Below are 16,890 nucleotides of genomic sequence, written 5' to 3' on the forward strand. Positions count from 1 at the left end.
CGAAGAGAAAACAGACGTCGTCTGGCCGCTCGTTATCCGCGGTTTGGCAGGTACGCCATCGACAGCATCAGGACCGCCGCGATCCCTGAGAGGATCGAAACGCCCCAGAGACCGTTCGTACGCTCCTTGAAGTAATCCTGCTCGCTGAGTTGCGTCTGGTACTCGCCGTAGTGCTGCGCCGAAACGATTTCGACCGTGTGGTGGTCTGGGAAGTGCGCGAAGAACCGCTGGTCGTTCAGCGTCACGTTACCGCCTTCCGAGAGTTCGACGGTGTTGTCGCGCGGAGCGAACCACTCGAGCGTCGCGCCGCTCTCGGAGACGTTGACGATCGCGGTCTCCTGGGTGCCGCTGTCAGTCTGATGCGGGTAGGTGTCCCCGGTCGAGAACGTCCGGGTCGCTGGTTCGGGGAGCCACTCCTCGAGCGGGACCTGCGTGTTGTTCGAGCGGTAGACGACGTACTGCGACCCGTTCTGCGTCGCGAGAGTGTTCTTGACCGCGGAGTCTTGTGCCAGGAGCGCCGAGACGTTGAGTTCTTCGCGGAGCGTCACCGTGCTCTCGTTGGCGTCGGTGAGGACGCGATAGCTCTCGTTTTGGTACGTTGTCGTCGCGTTGTGTTCGAGCGTCGCGGTGTATCTCGACGACTCGTTCGTCCACGACAGGTCCGCGGCCATGGACCCGCCGCCACCGCCGCCGTGGCCGCCACCGCCGCCGCCTGCCATGTGGATGTTCGAGGCGGTGTAGGTCGTTCCGCCGACAGTGAACGTGCTCTCGTTGGTCAGTTCCGCGCTCGCGTCGAGCGTCACGTGCGGCCGCTGGCTCTCCGCGACCCCTATGTACGCGTACGCGGCAACACTGATAACGAGGAAGAACGCGAAGTACGCCGCCGCGGCTCGTCGTTGCATATCAGGACGGTCAGACGGCGCGCGGTTTAATGATTACTTTTCGACCGCACGCTCGAGCGTGCGAGCGGCAGGGTACGAGCGATATTCCCGACTCCATCGGTACATACTGTGGGTCGGTGCGTGACACAGGTCTGTGCGTGTCGCCGGTCAGCGACTCACACGTGCGGGAGACGGCACGCTCACCCGGTCGCCGGCGGCCCTGCGTGACCCTCGTCAGGACGGACGAGGTGTGCGATCCCACGTTACCGAGAGCAGTACGTCACGACGGGGGTACTGTGACGCCACACGAAGGCACTGCTCGAAGTAACGTTCAAACGGCCGTGACGCCACGTTCTAGTGTGACCCAAACCCTTCTCATCTACGACGGGAGCACTCGACTCTTTCGCGCCGCCGCCGAGACTGTTTCCCGCTTCACCGAGACCCTGACCCTCGTTCCCTGGGAATCCGACGCGGTGCAGGCGTTTCTCCGAGCGCAATTCGGCGACCCACCGTTCGCTCTCGTTCTGATCGACGGCGACGCCGTCCACGTCGGTGAAGCGGCCGTCGGTCGCGCTCTCGACGACCTCGACGTGGCGAGGCCGGTCGCGGACCTGGTGGAACAGCTGTACCCGGCCGTCGCCGCCCCGTTCGGCCGCGTCGTCCACGGAAAGGCTCCCGCAGATATACACGGGACGTTCAAACTGGACGAAGCGGCGGCGGCCCACATCGAATCGCTCCGCCGCGTGCACACGATTCCTGTCGATAGCGAGTGAGACGGCTCTGTTGAAATCCTCGGCCGCGGATAGTTTTTCGCAGGAGCGCGCTGAATACAGAGCGCGAGTCGGTCACGAGCGAACTGCCCACGTCGAGCGGGAGAGGCAGGATATGAGATTATTACGTCAGAACCCAGTTTACAGCGTATGCGCTCTTCCGTACAATCAATCCTGTTGATGGGATTTGGATTCATCTTCATCATCACTGGCGGGTTTCTGTTCACACAACTCTCGACTATTTCATCGGGGCATGTCCGTCCACGGGTGCTGATCGCCGGGCTAATCTCGGTCGTTCTTGGCGGTGTGTTCCTCTACACGCTTGTGGATGCGTGAGCCCTCAAAACCAAGTGCGTTCCCGTATCGGTACGTTCGCCCAACAACCGTAGCGAATCCACTTACCAGTGACCGAATGAAATATCTGAATGACGGTTGCTGAACACAGCGGCGTTTGTATCAAATGTCATGGGTTTCGACGGGGCCAGTGAGACCGAATAGCCGGGGTGCCGATGGCGCTACCGCTCGTCGATGGGTTCGAAAGAAGCCAAGGGCCGGATTCTAGCCCTAGCCTTACAATCCACACAGCCCTCCGTTTGAGTATGACCGACGCCGACCCGAGCGAGGAAATACAGACACTCCGCGAGCGCCTGGAGAGCGGCGAGCGGGGAGGCAGTGACGCCGACCGCGACCGCCTGCTGGAGATGAGCGACAACATGCAGCTCATCCCATCGGAAATCGGTGACCATCGGCAGTTGAAGATCCTCCGGCACTGCACGCGGATGTCCGAAGAGGTCGACGACCTCGACCTCGTGGACGTCCTCGACGACGAGGAGGCCGCTCGCGAGGTCGTCCGCTGGATCCACCGAGAGTACGACAACGAGCACACGAATCAGGACTACCGGACCGCCCTGCGCTCGTTTGGCCGGTACGTCCTCGGTCGCGACGAACCGCCCGAAACGCTCGCCTGGATCCCGACCGGCACAAGTAACGACTTCGACCCTGTCCCGTCCGAGCGCGACCTGCTCGACTACGAGGCCGATGTGAAGCCGATGGCCGAGGCCTGCCACAACACCCGCGACGCCGCCCTCATCATGGTACAGTTCGAGGCCGGACTCCGCGCTGGCGAACTCTACGACCTGGAAGTCGGCGATATCTTCGACGCCGAGCATACCGTCGGGATCCACCCGGATGGAAAACAGGGTGAAAAGCCGACCCATCTCAAGGTCGCAGTGCCGTTCTTGCAGAAGTGGCTCGCGGAGCACCCCGCTGGTGGTGACGTGGACGCGCCGCTCTGGAGCAAGATAAGCGACCCCGAGCGTCCTTCCTACAACACCTTCCTCGAATACTTCAAGCGCGCCGCCGACCGCGCCGGAGTCGACAAGCCAGTCACGCCGACGAACTTCCGGAAGTCGAACACTCGCTTCCTCATCCGTCTCGGGATGGACCTCCCGAAGATCGAGGAACGCCAGGGACGCGAGCAGGGGAGTGAACACACGGCCCGCTACCTGGCCCGGTTCGGCGACGACTCGCTGGAACGGTCCTATGCCGCCCTCCACGGCGTCGACGTCGAAACCGACGACCACGACGAGGTCGCGCCGATCACGTGCCCGCGGTGTGATCGAGACACACCGCGTGACCGCGACCGATGCATGTGGTGTGGCTTCGCGCTCTCGCAGGAGGCCACCGAGGAAGCCCGCGCCGAGCGAAAACAGGCCCTCGAAGCGGTCAGCCAACTCTCGGCCCGCGACGATCTCGACACCGACGCCGTCGTCGATACAATCGACCGTCTCATCGACGAACGAGTCGACGCCCGACTCGATCAGTGACGCGGCCGTCACTGGTCGCCCTCCTGTGCATCGAGGTACTCGAGGGCGCGCCGTGCCCGACCGCTGAGGGGCGAGCCGGACTCGACGATGGCTCGGAGGACCTCGCGGTCGGCTTCTCGCAGTTGTTCGTACACGTATTCGTCAAGGTCGGTATCTGGTTGAGATGCTCGGCTCATGAACTCGTCACATCCTCGAAAGTGTCGTCGGGGTGGTCACACCAACAGGCCTGAGGAACGTCTTCGTAGCCCCCGGAGAGGTCCGAATCAAGGCGCTTCCAGGCCGGTTCGTCATGCGGGCCTGAGAACGCGCGCTCCGCGGGGAAGACTCGGCTGTCAGTGGACTGATCAGCGGGCTGTTCTGGTTGGTCGGCGTTCGGTTCAGTTCTCTGAGCGCTCATGGGGTGAAAAACCGCCCCGAGCACGAACCACGCGAAAAGCGTAAGCCGCTGGAGTGCGAAACCCAGCGTGAGTACGTGCCATTGGCGGTCGTGCTCGTCGTCGCAGCTTACTTCGGTGGCTCGCGGGCGCTGGTGACGCCCGGTCATCACCACCGTTCAATTCGACTTTAGTGAGTGTCATCTGTCTGTTTAGTTGATTGCCTCACCGGCCTCAGTCGACATCCCAAGCACTACCCGGAGATAGTCGTCGTACGTCTCTAATCCCGCCCCGTCGACGCGTTCTTTGAGTTCGTCACGAACTGCGGGCGTCGTTGGAACGCGAGCAGTCAGCCGGTCGGAAGGCATATCTCGTTTACAACTCACAGCCGGAGGGTTTATTATTCTGCCGGAACAAAAAACATTCCGAGATGGCTGATTCCGATGAAACTGGGTTATTAACACAGAACCAGCGCGAGTTCCTGAGAACGACTGATCCCGATATGAGTGATCGTGGGGTTCGGGCTGCAAAGTCTCGAATTCGAAAGCGTATTCAGGTTGCATTTGACGATTTGCGGTTGTTATTTGGAACTGAGGAAACCGAACAGAAGTTAGATCTTGACAAAGTGCTGGGTGATATTGATCCTGGACGCGTGTGGCCTCTCTCAGCGATATTATTCATGTGGAGCGTCCACCATCCCACGCTCCTTAATCGCAATCTTGACCAGGGAATGTCAACACCAGATAAGGGACTCTCAACACACGAACAAGTTGATCGAGTCACTGCATCGTTCGATAGCCAGGTAGAACGTGGTGTGCGAACCGCGCTTGAATCTGTAGAAACCGACCGGATTCCAGAAGAGGTCAATAACGACCTTACAATCTCTCTCGGCGGGTCCGTGGCAGATATGTCCGATGAGGAACTCGCAGAACTCTCACGCCGGTCGCTCGATCTGCTCTTTCGAAGGGGGGACCTCGATAACGCGGAGTACGCTCGTATCATGAAGCGGAAGCTCGCTGACGCCGACGAGAAGTGACACCAGTGTGCGTTGAACACGGGCCTCATGCTCCCCCTCTCACAAGCACCAGCGTCCCTACGGCCACGAGAACCCCGGCAGCGAGCAGCGTGTAGTTCGCGACCGGGTTCGACGCCGTCGTGACGTCGAGCGAGTACTCGCGTCCGTTGATCGGCGCGAAGGGCCGGATCCCCATCGGCGTCAGCGCGTCGGCCAGCAGGTGCGCGCCGACTAGGACCACACCAGCGAGCGCCCCGACCACGCCGGCGGCGACGCTGTCGACGGCGTAACCAGCGATGCCGAGGAGCACGCCGGCCGCGAGTGCAAACCAGACCGTGTGCGTGATCCCGCGGTGTGAGATACCAGGCACGCGTAGGTCGAGGTCCGGCGTCATGGCCCCGCCGACGGCCACCACGCCACCGGCGACGGCGAGCGACTCGAAGCCGGCGGCGGAGACGACCGCGCCGATGGGCGCGTACACCGCGAGCGCGACGCCGTAGTGGCCGGTGCGGTGCATCCCTCGGTCACCTATCAGCCTTGATCCTCGCAGACGACTTGACGAAGTTCTTCGAGCAGTTCTGGCGCTTCGTTTTCGAACAACTCGACGTCCCCGGCGAGTTGTTCGTTGATCCGAGATTTGACTCGGGAGCGAGCCTCGTACATCCGCTGGTCGCCGTGTTCGCCTCGAAGATATTCGCGTTCCGCTTCTGTCGTTAGTGCCCGGCCGGTAGCCATACCTGCCGATTGTGAACTCATCGTACTTACTTGTTGTATTTGACCACCCTTAACACTTGTCCCATACGACAACTTGTCCTATACAACAAGTATTAAGTGATTGGGGATTGTTGTATCTAACAAGCACGGGAGTTCGGCCACGTAGAAACTGGCCGACGGGCGCTGGAACGCCCTCGACCGTGCTGCAGGATAGCAGCAATGTCCACCAAGGATACCGCGGCACTTCAGACTGCCGCCACGGCGGAGCGAATCGACGACCGAACGAAGCGCGCGCTGGAGGAGTACCTCACGGTCACGCCCGACATCGGCCGCGCTCGCGGTGCGGACGACCTGGTCCTCGTGACCAGTGCCTCGGGCAAGGAGTACCTCGTCGACGTCCGCGGGGGCAGCTGTGAATGCCCCGATGCAACCCACCGCGACGTCGAGTGCAAGCACCAGATCCGCGCGAAAATGGCGCTGGGACTGGCGGCCGTGCCCGCCGGCGCGGCCGAGGCGTGCGACATCGACCCCGACCTCGGCCAGCACTGCGACGCCGAGCTGCGGTTTGCCGCCGCGGACGGTGGCGTGGTCTCGACGGCCAGCGACGAGGCGGCCGACGACGTCGTCGACCTGAGCGAGGAGCACGGCGAGGCCCCGATTGACGGGACGTGTATCGCCGGCCACGAACGCTGTGCTGGTATCTCGGGGATGTACATGGGCGAGTTCCCCTGTGCGAACTGCTGGCTGTACGCGCCGGCCAGCGCCCACATCCACTTCCACGAGGCGACCGACAACGGGGGCGACCTGTAATGCCGGTCGAACAGGCCGCCGCCGGCGAGCGCGAGTACGCCACGCTGCAGTACGACGACGAGTTCGTCGTCTACCAGTGTGACCAAGAGCAGGCGTGGCTGCAGTCCGACACCGTCGTGGAGGTGCGCCAATGAGGATGTCCACCACGTCCGTTGCCGAGGTCGACGCGACCGCGGAGTTCGACGACGGCGGTGTGTTGGCTGTGCAAACACACGAGCGCGACCTCGACTTGCGTGTGCAAGCGCCCGAGGAGCGCCCGCTGTCCGGCATTGAACCCCACGCCCAGCTCACCATCTCGGGCGCGGACCTGACCGTCGACGTCGTCCTCGATGCCGACGCGCTCGACGCACTCCTCGACGGGCTGCCAGTCGCCCCGCGGGGAGAATCATGACCGACGACGGTGACGAGGATCGCGAGACCGAGCGGGTGAGTGCGCGGACGTACGTGCCGGCCTACCAACGCGATATCTGGGACGACCACGCCGACCGCTTGGATATGTCCCGCTCAGAGTTTATCCGCTCGATGGTGCAGGCAGGCCGTCGGGGATACACCGGTGAGGACATCGGCGAGACGCCCGGCGCGGGTGACGCTGGCGACGACCGCTTGCCAGCCATCGCCAGCGACGCCGTCCTCACGGCCCTCGAACAGGTCGACACCGTCCGCTACGAGGAGCTTCGGGAGATCCTGGTCGAGGACATGACGCGGGCGCTCGACGCCGCGCTTGACGAACTGCAGGCGGAGAACGCCATCATTCACACTCGCGACGAGGGGTACACGCTCGTCGACGACTCGGGAGGGGGCCGATGACGCTCGTCATCGAGGACGCCGGCGACGGGGATTTCACGCTGTTGGTCACTGACGACGGCGCTGTCGAAGCCCGCAAGCGCATCCCCTACGACGGCGTCCTGCGGTTCACGACCGAGACGCGGGCCCTGCCAACGGGACGACAGACCAGCAGCCAGTACGGGCTCGGTGTCGACGACGTCATCGAGCGCTACCAGGCCCGCACTGACACGGAGACCCCGCGGGTCGAACTCGCCGAGTCCGTGGCGCAAGCACTGCGCGCCGTGCACCAGGAGGGGCAGGATGCCTGACCGGCGTGCGTTCCTTGAGGCCGCCGCGCTCGTCGCGACGACACCACTGCCCGGCGGTAACGACACAGCTGCCGACGACGACCCCGCGACCGCCGAGTGCGACATCTGCGGTGCGGCCAAGCCCGCCGGCATGGTCGACCGGACGACGGTCGACCCCATCGCGCCCCTGGAGGCGGATATCTGTGCAGTCTGTCAGTTCGTGCAGAACCACGCGCTGGCCGACGGCGTCTGTGACGAGTGCGGTGACCCCGCCGAGCCCGGCTTTTCCATCGAACTGGAGTATCCGCTGGGGGAGGCGAACCTCCCAGCGTTCTCGGCCTGGGAATTGTGTGGCGACTGTGTCAGTTGGATCGCGTCGGATATTGCCTACCGCGGGGTCGATGCTGACCCCGAGGCCAAGGAAACGTATGTGGACCTGATTGACGCCCAGCACGAGCGAGGGGCGGACCAGGAGGGGTCAGAGTGACGCCTGCTCGATCTGAGCGCGCCGACACCGTCGGCATCGCACGACTCGCTACGGCCCATTCGCGCGCGATTCGGTCAAAAAAGTCGGAGGAGGAGCTGCCCGTGATAGCTCCGGACACAGTGGGGGCCGAACAGTGAGCCGCATCGGCCCCAAGAGCGCCACCGCTGCCTGCGAGGCTGGGGCCCGAAGCGACCGTCGGGAGTGGTCGCGATGAGTTCTACGCCAGCGCCGGCGAGTGGGGCTGCCCCGACGTCGGACCACACGCCGATTGGTGTCGACCTCGGCGAGAAGCGCCTGGTCGCCGCCGCGCCGGCTGACGCCGACCCAGACGCGGCGTTGGTCATCGACGGCGACCCACTGCGAGAGCGCTACGACCTGCTCGTCGAGGCGACGCACGCCCTCCAAGCGGCGTCGTTCGACACCACCGCCGGCGAGGCCCAGCTCTTCGCGGCGCTGTACGAGCGGCTTCGACCGGCCCTATTCGACGCGGCGCATCGGTTGGTTCGGTACGCCGACGAGTTCGCGACGCCGCTGTTGGTCCTCGAAGACATGGACTTCGGCGGACCCTCGCTGTGGGAACGGCGGACAGTCGACGAGATGGGCGCGTGGCTTCTGCCGGCGCTGCAGGCAGTAATCGTCGAGGTTGCGCGTGACGCTGGGCTGCCTGTCACGTTCGTCGACGCGAAGTACACGAGCCAGGCCTGCCACGTCTGTGAGAAACTCGGCCGACTCGACAGCAACGCTATCGTGTGTACGACCGATGACTGCCCGGTCGAACGCGTCTGTCGGGATCGGAGTGCTGCGCTGACGATTGCCCGGCGCGCTGGGCCATCCTGAGCAGGCGAGCGCGCCTGCCGGTTTCGGACAGGCGGCGGGTTTTACTAACCAACACACTCGGCCATTCGCAGCCGAATGTTGGTTAGTGCAACCCGTCGTCCCGGAGACCGATCATGCACGACCCGACCATAGACGACGACACGGCAGACGAAGCCCAGCTTCCCGACTATATCCTGAGCGCACCCTACGGCGACGGCCGGGCGACTATCGACCTCGGCGACGCCGAGACGTACCAGCGGGCGCGCGACGCCTACGAACAGGCCCTCGATGCCGGCGCGGAGGTCGCGTTCGACACGTTCCTGCTCAACAACGTCGACCTGGAGTGGGACATCGCGGTCGGTGGCGAGGCCGTTCCCCCATTCAACGGGCCTGAGTAACGACTGCCGTCCTTACTCGAGTAGCGGAGGTATTCCATTCTATCAATGGAGCCTCTCTATCGCCCTATTCGAATGCCCGCTCCAGTCGGTCAACCTGCTGTTGCAGTTCGCGGATACCATCGAGTGTAATGTCGACGGCAGGGGAATCGCGGGCCATGTCGTTGATCGAGCGCTTCGGGCGCGGTCCGAACCGCTGCTGGCTCGGGGTTTGTTCGTCGCCGCCGCCAGTGAGCGCGTCCAGCCAGCCCGGCGTCGGCACGTCGGGCCAGAACGAGCGCCCGGGCTCGGGCAGTTGCGGCCAGTAGTTGCCGCCGGGGTCGGGCAGGTCAGGCCAGTCGGCACCCTCCATCGGGTCGACTTCCGGCCACGACGCGCCCTCGAAGGGGTCGGGGATGGACGACAACTCTTGCTCCCAGACGTCGACGCCGCGTTGCATCCCCGAGACGAGTTCCTCGTCGAGTGTGGTCTGTGAGGTGAGCTCTGTCGCGGCCGAGCGAGCGAACGTCTCGCCCAGTCCCGTCGGGTCGATCATGTTCTTGAACCCGGTCCCCGCCGCGCCGAGTGGGTCGTCCATCGCCCGATCGATACCGTCGAGGCCCTGGAAGTTCGTCCGCGCGCCGAGCGTATCCTGGCCGGCCTGCCCCAGCCATCCCTGTCCCATCGCGTGGCGCGCCCCGCCGAGAAGACCGGCGGCCGTGCCGATGCCCGCTGCTGCAGTGCCAGCCGCCCCGCCCAGGAAGCTGCGGGCGAGACCGCCGCCGAATGCGCCGGCACCGCCACCCCCGCCACCGCCGCCGCCGATGCCGCCACCGCCTTGCAGTTCGTCCAGCATCTCCTGTTGAAGGGCGACCTGTTCTTCGAGGAGCGACTGCTGGCCCTCTGCGGCGGCCGTCATACTCCCGAGCGCGCCCGTTCCGACGCCGCCGCTGGGCGGCTGGGCTGTTACGTCGAGCGAGCCGACGCGGCTGACCTCCTGTTCGATCGCCGCCGGCGCGCCCTCGACGGACTCTATCGTCAGGGTCCCGCTTGCCCCGAACTCTGTCACGACGACCACCTCCAGGCGGAAGGGAGGGAGTCACGCAGATCGGTGGTGTCGGTGTCGTCGAACGCCTCGGCGCTGGTGGTGTCAGTCATGCGTATCAGAGCCCCCTACTGGGTGCGACGTCCTCTGGTTGGAGCACGGAGTCGACGCGGTCACGGTCCTCGAAGCGCTCTCGCTTGAGCTCGCGCTTCCGCTCGCTGATTGCGTCGAGCACAGTGACGCGATCGCCGTATGCCTCGCGTTCGGCGAACACCAGGATATCGAGAACGTCGTCGTGGTCGCCGGCTTTGATAGCCGATGCGGCACCGCTGGCCGAGTCGAGAATCCCATCAAGATCCTCGGCCGTGATGTCGCGGAAGGCCGACGGGTTGCGATTCTGGTCGTACTCCCGAAGGTCGGCCGCGAGACGGTCGTCGTCGATGAGGCGGTAGCGCTCCTCAGTCGACTCCAGTCCGAACTCTGCAAGGTCGCGGATGTGGAGCGTTGGGGGGACTCGCCGCCCGGTGCGAAGGGCGAATGCGTGTGGCGACATCAGCGGCCACCGAGGGCGTCAGCGACGCTTTTCAGTTTGCCCGACTCTGTAATGTCGGGCGTCGTGGTATCACCTCCGGCCGCGTCAGCAGCGGCGGCGAGTGCTTTCGCGTTCTGCTCGAAGAGCCAGGCCACGCGCTCCGCCTCGGTCATTTCGGCGTCCTTTCTGGTGGTGTCGCCGATGTCGAACGCAGCTGCCATTTTGGCCTGCTTGGCGGGGTCCTCGGGAAACTCGTGATCGACCTCAAGGGCCGCGAGGAGGGTTTCGAGATTCTGCCGGTTCTGTTCGAGTGCGTTCTGAAGGACATCGGATGTCATTGGTGGGTCTCCGTGGTTGCTGCTGGGTCGAATCGCTTCGCCAGGTCGTCGAGGTTCGCGTTGTCGGCCTCAGCCGCTTCCCTGACGAGTTGCTTTTCGCGCTCGGTCGCTTTCCCGGTCGCGACGGCCAGGCGTGCGACCTCAAGCTCGATCTCTGCGAAAACACGGCGCTGCATTTCTCGCCGACGGTCGCGGTTCGTTTTCCGCTGTGTGAGGTGGTCCGTGAGTCTGCTGACGGCGTCGGTGAGGCCGGCGATTCGTTCTGCGTTTTCGAGGGACTGCGGCGACGCGTCGGGGTACTCTTTGGCGAGAGTCTTGGTCGTGTCTGTGCCCGTCACTGCGGCGTCGAGGTCGTTGATGTAGTCGGTCATTGGAACATTCCGGCGGGGTCGCTGTCGATTTCTTCGGGGCTGTACTCCGGCGTCGCTTGCTCGTCGAGTTCGGTGGCGAGCGTGCCGACCTTGCCGGTGAGCGTCTCCAGCAGGCCGATGATGGACTGTATCTGTTCTGCGTTCTCCGCCGGCGTCGGGGCGGTGGTTTGTTCTGCGGTCTCAGCGTCGTCGTCGCCGAACTCCGAGAGGGTCGTCTGGTCCGTCATCGCTCCTCTCGCTCCGGGTCAACTGTCTGGAACTGTGGCCCGGTGCCGTCAGCGTTCGTTTCGTAGGTGACGAAGTCTGCAGTGACGCCGAGGCCAACGTCGGTGACGTCGCCACCACAGTCCGGATCGTCGATGAGATTCTCGATCGAGCGCTCTATCTCCCGCTTCGATTTGCGAGTCACGAGTCCTCACCCCCGGCAGTGAAATCCGCGACGAGGCGGACGTCGTCGGCGCTGTCGAGGCCCGGAATATCTGCCACCGTCGCTTCCTCGATTCCGTCGTCGGTGACCCGGCCCCACACCTCTCCGTCGCCGTCGGTAAACACCATCTCGTCGAACTCTGTCCCGTCGCTGTCGACCTCGATGTCGTCGAGCGCGCGCTCGATCTCACGCTTCGAGCGGCGCGTCATTGGTCTCGCTCCCAGTCAGTCGGGACCACGATGTCGTTGATCACGATGTCCTGAGACGCGCTGGTTTCGATGTCGTGCTCAGTCTCGTGGACACACTCGACTGGGTCACCGTCTTCGTCACCGCGCCACTCGCGGAATGTCACGGTGGCGACGCCGGTATCTGGCGAGTCGTTGAGGTCTTCGAGCGCGCGCTCGATCTCCCGCTTCGATTTGCGGGTCATGACGACACCCCACTGGGCCCGACGACGTCGCCGTCGGCACGTTCTTCGAGCTGCTCGATGCGCTCGGTCAGTTCCTGCAGGTCGCGGTCGGCCATGACCTTCCGCTTCTCCGCGACGACGTCCTTCGCGATGCGGATCCACTTGATGCGCACCCGTTCGTTCTCGGCGTCGTACACGCGCCCGCTCTCAACCTTCCGGAGCGCCTCGGTCTCCAGCATGTCGAGCGTCGCGAGTAGGTCGTCGTAGCTGTCGGCGACGTCCTCTTCGCGGGCGTGGGCGCTCGCGTCGTCGGTCACAGGCGGTCACCTCGGGTTTTTCGTGGGTTCTTCGGTCGGAATCGGGGCCTGTGGGAACTCATGGTGTAATTCGCTCGCACTTGGCGACGCCTTCGCCCCGGCTTCGCACAGGCGTCGTGACGGGTAGTCATTGCTCCGCGGCGGCGTACAGTCGCCGCCGGTGATCGGCCGGATGTTCACGCGCCTCGACGAGCCCGCGCTCGCGGAGTTCGGCGAGTGCGCTGTTGACGGTTCGCCGGGCGATTCCCGTCTCGTCGATCAACTCCTCGCGTTCCAGTGGCCCGTTCGCGTCGAGAGCGGTGTAGACCAGCCTTGCACTGGCAGGGGTCTCTTTGACCCGGTTCGGGACGAGTGTGCTCATGATTCTCTCCGGCAGGAAATACAGGCTACACCTGCATAGTTCGGGGGCGGTTTTTCACGAGAGGGGGCGAACGACCTCCTCGGACGCTCTCAGTCCGTGATGTCCTCGCCGGCGTGGTCAAGATGGAGCGTACAGTAGGCGACGCCAGCCAGCGCGTCGCGTTCGCACCGTTCACTCGTCGAGACGGCGATAGCCTTGCACTGGCCGGTAAACTCATCAAGCCGTAGCTGTCGCTCGTCGGTGGGGGCCGAAGGCCCCCACGGATCGGGGTCAGTCTGACTCATTTGGCGGTGGGCCACTTCCCGTTGGGACGTGCTCGTCACTCGTTTCGGGGGAACCGCCCCTGTCCGGGGTTGACACCCCCTCCGTTTCGGCTGGAGTGCGGAACTGCCACGTATAGGTACTACTACGCGCCAGTTCCGCACTTTCCTCGGCGCTCAACTCCTCGAGGTCGACCGGCGTGAGTTCGACTGCGCCGTGGTCGCCCAGCCGGTGCAGGCCGCCGTCGCGCCAGACGAACCCACAGCCATCGGTCTCGCGGTCGACGACGTCGTGCTCCTCGGCGAGTGTCGTGAGGTGGGCCCGGACCTGCCGCTCGCCGATCTCGACGTCGGGATGGGAGGCGATGTCGGCGGTCGTCCACTCCCCAAGGTCGGCCGCGGCGTCGACGACCTGGCGCATCCCGTCACTCCAAGTGGTGAGCACGCGCCCCTCGTCGGCGATGGGAACCCAGTCCGGCAGCGTGTCCGTGTGGACGTAGACGACGGCCCCGTTGCCGTCGCGGCCGAAGCGCATCGCCGCCTGGAGCGTGTCGTGCTCGCGCATGTGCGTCAGCACGCGGTCGCCGAACCCCGTGTACGACAGCCCCGCACCCTTCTCGGCGTTGCGCTCGACGGCCTCGCCGGCGTACGCGCCCCACTTCTTGATGAACCGATCGCCGTAGTGGTTCGACCCGATCACCGCGCCCAGGCGGGTCTCCTTGAACTCGTTGGACCCGAGGACGTTCCCGTAGTGTTTCGTCTCGTCGACGAGGTCGAGCACGCCCGCGGCGTCGTACTCGCCTTCGGCCGTCGAGGACGTGATGAGCGACGGCCGCTGGTCGTGGGCGTCGGCGATGCCCTCCAGCAGCGCGGCGTCCTGATCGACCGTGACGTGGTCAGCGCTGTTGTAGGGCTTGACCGCGTCGGTCGTCCGCACGAGATTCAGGTTCAGCACGTCGGCGACGTACTCGCTCCGCTCGGCGTCACTGAGGACCGATCGAAGCGAGAGCCGCACCCCGAGGGAGAGCTCCCACATGCGCTTCGTGGGCGTCCCGTCGAGGGCGACGACGCCACTTGCGTAGTCGAGACTCGGCGGCTGGAGCAGCGACACCTCGCCCGTCTCGCGGTCGAACGTGGCCGTGCCGGCGTCCTGCAGGTCGGCGGTCTCGAAACCGTTACCGAGGTCGTCGCCGGCGAGGATCGCGAACGCGGCCAGCGGGGCCGCGGCGTGGGCGCTGTCGTCGTCGAACACCAGGGACTCTGCCGTGTCGAGCGCATCTCCATCATCGTCGAGGAACCACGCCAGCGCATCGGCACGCCGGCCATCGTCATCGCGGTGCTCGATGAGGTCCGTGTAGTCGTCGAACGGGACGGCGTCGACGGTCGACAGCCAGTAGCTCACTGCGCCCTGGAGCCAGTTGCCCGACAGCGACGTCTCGTAGGCCCCGTCGGGGAACTCGTCGAACACGACGGTCCGCCCGGTGGTGACCTTCTCCTTGTAGGCGTGCGTGTAGTGCCCGATCAGCACGTCAATCGGGACGTCCTCGTCGGCGTCGGCGCTGCCATCGGTCTCGGGGTCGAAGTTCCACAGGTGGGCGTACTGACAGCCGACGTGACTACCTTCGTCGTCGACCTGGCAGGGGAGCGGCTTCCCGAGGACGTCCTCGGCGAACTTGTGGATGGCTTTCGGCGTCGCCCCGCGGCGATACCAGTCCATCACCATCTCGCGCCACTCGTCGCCGTGGTCGCCGGCGGCCGTGGGGCAGTCGTGCGTGAACGACGGGAGTTCCTTGTACGTCAGCCCGTGTTCGTCGCACCACTCCGTGAGCTGCGCGTACTGCTCTTTGCGCCCGCGCCCGGTGAGAATCGTCACGGGCTCGCCGGTCTCAGCAGCGGCGGCGATTGACCCGTAGGACTTCCCCATCGTCGGGAGCGCCTCGACGAGGACCTGGTCGTTGCGCTGGTAGGCGTCGGCGATGGCCTCGGTCGTGCGCTCGCGAGCGTCGGTGATCGAGAGACTCGACGCGTCGCGACCAGCGTGGTGCCAGTCCCAGCCCGAGGTCGCCGTCTCCAGGGCATCGCGTCCCGGTAGGACGGCCGTGTGGCCGATGTCGCCCTCGCTGGGTTCGAACTCGGGGATGTGCGCGCCGCGATCGCGAAGCGCCTCGACGGCCTCCCAGAAGTCTGCGCCACTGGGATACTCCGTCTCGGTGGTGATGATGCGCTCTTCGAGAGCGACGACCTGGAGCGCGTCGAGGCCGACCATGCCCTTGCGGTAGACCCAGCCGTCGCCGACCTGAGCCAGCCGGGTTCCACTTTTACTCTGGGCCCAGGCGGGATCCATCGACGTCGTCCCGTCGGACCGCTCCTGCGTGACCGTCGAGCGCAGGCGGATGTCACGCGGGCCCGTGTGCTGGATGGCGTCGAGGACGTCCTGCATGTCGCTGGTCGTCTCGACGTCGGCGATCTCGGCGGCAGTCTTCTCGGGCTCCTGGATCAGCTCGTCGGGCGTGCCCTCGGCGACGGTGGTGTACTCGTCGGCGAGGTCGTCGATGAACTGCTGGCAGCGCGTGGTCTCCGTCGGCGTCGACGCGATGTGCGTGCCGGTCATCGCGACGAACCGGGCGGAGTCGTATACCTCGATCTCCGCATCGGAGAAGTCGGGATCCTCGGGGAGGTGCGCCTCGATGGATTTGACGCCATCGGGGAGCTGCCCGCGACAGAGGATGTGGACGCCAGTCCCACTCGTCGAGACATCGGCGTAACTGTCGGCTCGCTGGAGGTGCTTGCGAACAGTCTGGTGGATCTCGCCAGTCTCGGGATCGCGTGCGTCGTCGTAGTCGACGAGGACGAGGTCCGTGTCGTGCTCGTCGCGGTCGGGGATGTTGTACGCGAGGTCGAACCCGGAGAGTTTGTCGAGCCAGGCCTGGGCCGTTTCGAGGTCGACCCAGACGTCGGGATCCTGGGCGCTGACGAACGCATCGCCGCCGGTCACCCACGGAGCCCGAGGCACCTTTCGCTCGTCGTCGGTTTCCTTCCAGGCGATCCAGCGCTCGCGGCCTTCGAGGTCGGCCGGGAGAACGCCCGTCTCGACGGTCGACGGGGCAGGATCGCCACCGTCGTCCTGCTCGACCGTCTTCTCTGAGGACCGCCCCTGCAGTCGGGCGAGACAGTCGTCACAGAGGTAGCTGTTACCGTCGACGTTGTCGGGGGGACCGCCGCAGAGGTGGCACTCGGCGGTCACGCTGGAACACCCCCCGAAGCGGAGGGGTCGCTATTGTCGAGAAAACTGTCTATCCGGTGAAGTGAATCGTCACTGCGCTGAAGAGTATGAGAGGCGCTAAAGAAGCCTCTCAAAATGTGGATTGTAAGGAAAGTGGTATAAGCCAAGGGCCGGATTTGAACCGGCGATGGGCGGCTCTGCAGGCCGCTGCGTTAGGCCGGACTCTGCCACCTTGGCGCACTCGTTGGTACTGTAGTCAGTCGCTTAAGGCTAGCGAATTTGCCCAGCAGACTCCGAGGAGACGTAGCCCTGTGACCGCTATCGCTCGTCGGGGTGGTTCTGCGGTGAGACGGCTGGTGGGAGAGATAGCTCTGTGGGATCGGTATAGAGGAAAAGCCCACAGCACGCGCTGTGCTGTGGGCTTGGGTAGGTATGAATGGTGGCGGCGAACCGGTTTTCCCAGAGGC

The 16,890-nt window shown here is 64.8% G+C and carries 28 protein-coding genes and 1 tRNA gene; 12 read left to right on the forward strand and 17 right to left on the reverse strand.

Annotated features, from left to right (window positions below):
• Window positions 1-32: 32 nt before the first annotated feature.
• Complete coding sequence (locus GM656_RS04800; RefSeq protein ID WP_162412500.1) at window positions 33-902, reverse strand: hypothetical protein; 870 nt, start codon at window positions 900-902, stop codon at window positions 33-35.
• Between the two features lie 338 nt (window positions 903-1,240).
• On the opposite strand from GM656_RS04800, the gene GM656_RS04805 reads away from it, so the two are divergent.
• The 3 genes from GM656_RS04805 to GM656_RS04815 all read left to right on the forward strand — a co-directional run bounded on the left by GM656_RS04805 (window position 1,241) and on the right by GM656_RS04815 (window position 3,477).
• Window positions 1,241-1,654 (forward strand): hypothetical protein, encoded by a 414-nt coding sequence (locus GM656_RS04805; RefSeq protein WP_162412501.1) that lies wholly within the window; start codon window positions 1,241-1,243, stop codon window positions 1,652-1,654.
• A 147-nt stretch (window positions 1,655-1,801) separates the two neighbouring features.
• Window positions 1,802-1,987: a hypothetical protein gene (locus tag GM656_RS04810; RefSeq protein ID WP_162412502.1), complete on the forward strand. Its 186-nt coding sequence runs from the start codon at window positions 1,802-1,804 to the stop codon at window positions 1,985-1,987.
• Window positions 1,988-2,250: 263 nt separating this feature from the next.
• Window positions 2,251-3,477: a tyrosine-type recombinase/integrase gene (locus tag GM656_RS04815; RefSeq protein ID WP_162412503.1), complete on the forward strand. Its 1,227-nt coding sequence runs from the start codon at window positions 2,251-2,253 to the stop codon at window positions 3,475-3,477.
• Between the two features lie 8 nt (window positions 3,478-3,485).
• On the opposite strand, the gene GM656_RS04820 is transcribed toward GM656_RS04815, so the two are convergent.
• Window positions 3,486-3,653, reverse strand: coding sequence for a hypothetical protein (locus tag GM656_RS04820; protein WP_162412504.1), 168 nt, complete (start codon window positions 3,651-3,653; stop codon window positions 3,486-3,488).
• Window positions 3,654-4,281: 628 nt separating this feature from the next.
• Here GM656_RS04820 and GM656_RS04825 point away from each other — a divergent pair.
• Window positions 4,282-4,887: a hypothetical protein gene (locus tag GM656_RS04825; protein ID WP_162412505.1), complete on the forward strand. Its 606-nt coding sequence runs from the start codon at window positions 4,282-4,284 to the stop codon at window positions 4,885-4,887.
• Between the two features lie 25 nt (window positions 4,888-4,912).
• Here GM656_RS04825 and GM656_RS04830 read toward each other — a convergent pair whose 3' ends face one another.
• Window positions 4,913-5,383 carry a metal-dependent hydrolase gene (locus GM656_RS04830; protein WP_162412506.1) on the reverse strand — a complete coding sequence of 157 codons (471 nt, stop codon included), beginning with the start codon at window positions 5,381-5,383 and terminating at the stop codon, window positions 4,913-4,915.
• Window positions 5,384-5,397: 14 nt separating this feature from the next.
• The gene (locus GM656_RS04835) at window positions 5,398-5,622 is read right to left on the reverse strand and encodes a hypothetical protein (RefSeq protein WP_241692702.1); all 225 of its coding nucleotides are present in this window, start codon (window positions 5,620-5,622) and stop codon (window positions 5,398-5,400) included.
• A gap of 177 nt (window positions 5,623-5,799) precedes the next feature.
• Between GM656_RS04835 and GM656_RS19200 the strand changes: the two genes are divergently transcribed.
• The 8 genes from GM656_RS19200 to GM656_RS04870 all read left to right on the forward strand — a co-directional run bounded on the left by GM656_RS19200 (window position 5,800) and on the right by GM656_RS04870 (window position 9,164).
• A complete protein-coding gene (locus GM656_RS19200; protein WP_194242947.1) occupies window positions 5,800-6,390 on the forward strand; it encodes a hypothetical protein in 591 nt (196 codons plus the stop codon).
• A complete protein-coding gene (locus GM656_RS19460; RefSeq protein WP_277815039.1) occupies window positions 6,390-6,524 on the forward strand; it encodes a hypothetical protein in 135 nt (44 codons plus the stop codon). Before GM656_RS19200 ends, GM656_RS19460 begins: the two co-directional genes overlap by 1 nt.
• Window positions 6,521-6,781 carry a hypothetical protein gene (locus GM656_RS04845; protein WP_162412507.1) on the forward strand — a complete coding sequence of 87 codons (261 nt, stop codon included), beginning with the start codon at window positions 6,521-6,523 and terminating at the stop codon, window positions 6,779-6,781. Before GM656_RS19460 ends, GM656_RS04845 begins: the two co-directional genes overlap by 4 nt.
• Window positions 6,778-7,197 (forward strand): DUF5805 domain-containing protein, encoded by a 420-nt coding sequence (locus GM656_RS04850; RefSeq protein WP_162412508.1) that lies wholly within the window; start codon window positions 6,778-6,780, stop codon window positions 7,195-7,197. Before GM656_RS04845 ends, GM656_RS04850 begins: the two co-directional genes overlap by 4 nt.
• Window positions 7,194-7,484 carry a hypothetical protein gene (locus GM656_RS04855; protein WP_162412509.1) on the forward strand — a complete coding sequence of 97 codons (291 nt, stop codon included), beginning with the start codon at window positions 7,194-7,196 and terminating at the stop codon, window positions 7,482-7,484. The genes GM656_RS04850 and GM656_RS04855 overlap by 4 nt, the downstream gene beginning before the upstream one ends.
• Complete coding sequence (locus GM656_RS04860; RefSeq protein WP_162412510.1) at window positions 7,477-7,950, forward strand: hypothetical protein; 474 nt, start codon at window positions 7,477-7,479, stop codon at window positions 7,948-7,950. The genes GM656_RS04855 and GM656_RS04860 overlap by 8 nt, the downstream gene beginning before the upstream one ends.
• Before the next feature lie 210 nt (window positions 7,951-8,160).
• Entirely contained in the window at window positions 8,161-8,787 is a 627-nt protein-coding gene (locus GM656_RS04865) for a zinc ribbon domain-containing protein (RefSeq protein WP_162412511.1), read from the forward strand.
• Between the two features lie 113 nt (window positions 8,788-8,900).
• The gene (locus GM656_RS04870; RefSeq protein WP_162412512.1) at window positions 8,901-9,164 is read left to right on the forward strand and encodes a hypothetical protein; all 264 of its coding nucleotides are present in this window, start codon (window positions 8,901-8,903) and stop codon (window positions 9,162-9,164) included.
• A 64-nt stretch (window positions 9,165-9,228) separates the two neighbouring features.
• On the opposite strand, the gene GM656_RS04875 is transcribed toward GM656_RS04870, so the two are convergent.
• The 13 genes from GM656_RS04875 to GM656_RS04935 form a co-directional block, all read right to left on the reverse strand.
• Entirely contained in the window at window positions 9,229-10,209 is a 981-nt protein-coding gene (locus GM656_RS04875) for a hypothetical protein (RefSeq protein ID WP_162412513.1), read from the reverse strand.
• Window positions 10,210-10,303: 94 nt separating this feature from the next.
• Window positions 10,304-10,738: a hypothetical protein gene (locus tag GM656_RS04880; protein ID WP_162412514.1), complete on the reverse strand. Its 435-nt coding sequence runs from the start codon at window positions 10,736-10,738 to the stop codon at window positions 10,304-10,306.
• Window positions 10,738-11,055, reverse strand: coding sequence for a hypothetical protein (locus tag GM656_RS04885; RefSeq protein WP_162412515.1), 318 nt, complete (start codon window positions 11,053-11,055; stop codon window positions 10,738-10,740). Before GM656_RS04885 ends, GM656_RS04880 begins: the two co-directional genes overlap by 1 nt.
• Window positions 11,052-11,426, reverse strand: a complete 375-nt coding sequence (locus tag GM656_RS04890) for a hypothetical protein (RefSeq protein WP_162412516.1) — start codon at window positions 11,424-11,426, stop codon at window positions 11,052-11,054. Before GM656_RS04890 ends, GM656_RS04885 begins: the two co-directional genes overlap by 4 nt.
• Window positions 11,423-11,653: a hypothetical protein gene (locus tag GM656_RS04895; protein ID WP_162412517.1), complete on the reverse strand. Its 231-nt coding sequence runs from the start codon at window positions 11,651-11,653 to the stop codon at window positions 11,423-11,425. The genes GM656_RS04890 and GM656_RS04895 overlap by 4 nt, the downstream gene beginning before the upstream one ends.
• Window positions 11,650-11,835 (reverse strand): hypothetical protein, encoded by a 186-nt coding sequence (locus GM656_RS04900; protein ID WP_162412518.1) that lies wholly within the window; start codon window positions 11,833-11,835, stop codon window positions 11,650-11,652. Before GM656_RS04900 ends, GM656_RS04895 begins: the two co-directional genes overlap by 4 nt.
• Window positions 11,832-12,062, reverse strand: coding sequence for a hypothetical protein (locus GM656_RS04905; protein WP_162412519.1), 231 nt, complete (start codon window positions 12,060-12,062; stop codon window positions 11,832-11,834). The genes GM656_RS04900 and GM656_RS04905 overlap by 4 nt, the downstream gene beginning before the upstream one ends.
• Window positions 12,059-12,283 (reverse strand): hypothetical protein, encoded by a 225-nt coding sequence (locus GM656_RS04910; protein WP_162412520.1) that lies wholly within the window; start codon window positions 12,281-12,283, stop codon window positions 12,059-12,061. Before GM656_RS04910 ends, GM656_RS04905 begins: the two co-directional genes overlap by 4 nt.
• The gene (locus GM656_RS04915) at window positions 12,280-12,579 is read right to left on the reverse strand and encodes a hypothetical protein (RefSeq protein WP_206673692.1); all 300 of its coding nucleotides are present in this window, start codon (window positions 12,577-12,579) and stop codon (window positions 12,280-12,282) included. Before GM656_RS04915 ends, GM656_RS04910 begins: the two co-directional genes overlap by 4 nt.
• 127 nt (window positions 12,580-12,706) lie before the next feature.
• Window positions 12,707-12,940 (reverse strand): MarR family transcriptional regulator, encoded by a 234-nt coding sequence (locus GM656_RS04920; protein WP_162412521.1) that lies wholly within the window; start codon window positions 12,938-12,940, stop codon window positions 12,707-12,709.
• 89 nt (window positions 12,941-13,029) lie between these two features.
• Window positions 13,030-13,224, reverse strand: coding sequence for a hypothetical protein (locus GM656_RS04925; protein WP_162412522.1), 195 nt, complete (start codon window positions 13,222-13,224; stop codon window positions 13,030-13,032).
• The gene (locus GM656_RS04930; protein WP_162412523.1) at window positions 13,211-16,444 is read right to left on the reverse strand and encodes a hypothetical protein; all 3,234 of its coding nucleotides are present in this window, start codon (window positions 16,442-16,444) and stop codon (window positions 13,211-13,213) included. Before GM656_RS04930 ends, GM656_RS04925 begins: the two co-directional genes overlap by 14 nt.
• Window positions 16,445-16,584: 140 nt before the next feature.
• Window positions 16,585-16,660 (reverse strand) — tRNA-Cys (locus tag GM656_RS04935).
• Between the last annotated feature and the right edge of the window lie 230 nt (window positions 16,661-16,890).

It is taken from the genome of Haloarcula salina (assembly GCF_010119195.1).
GTDB classification, from domain to species: Archaea; Halobacteriota; Halobacteria; order Halobacteriales; family Haloarculaceae; genus Haloarcula; species Haloarcula salina.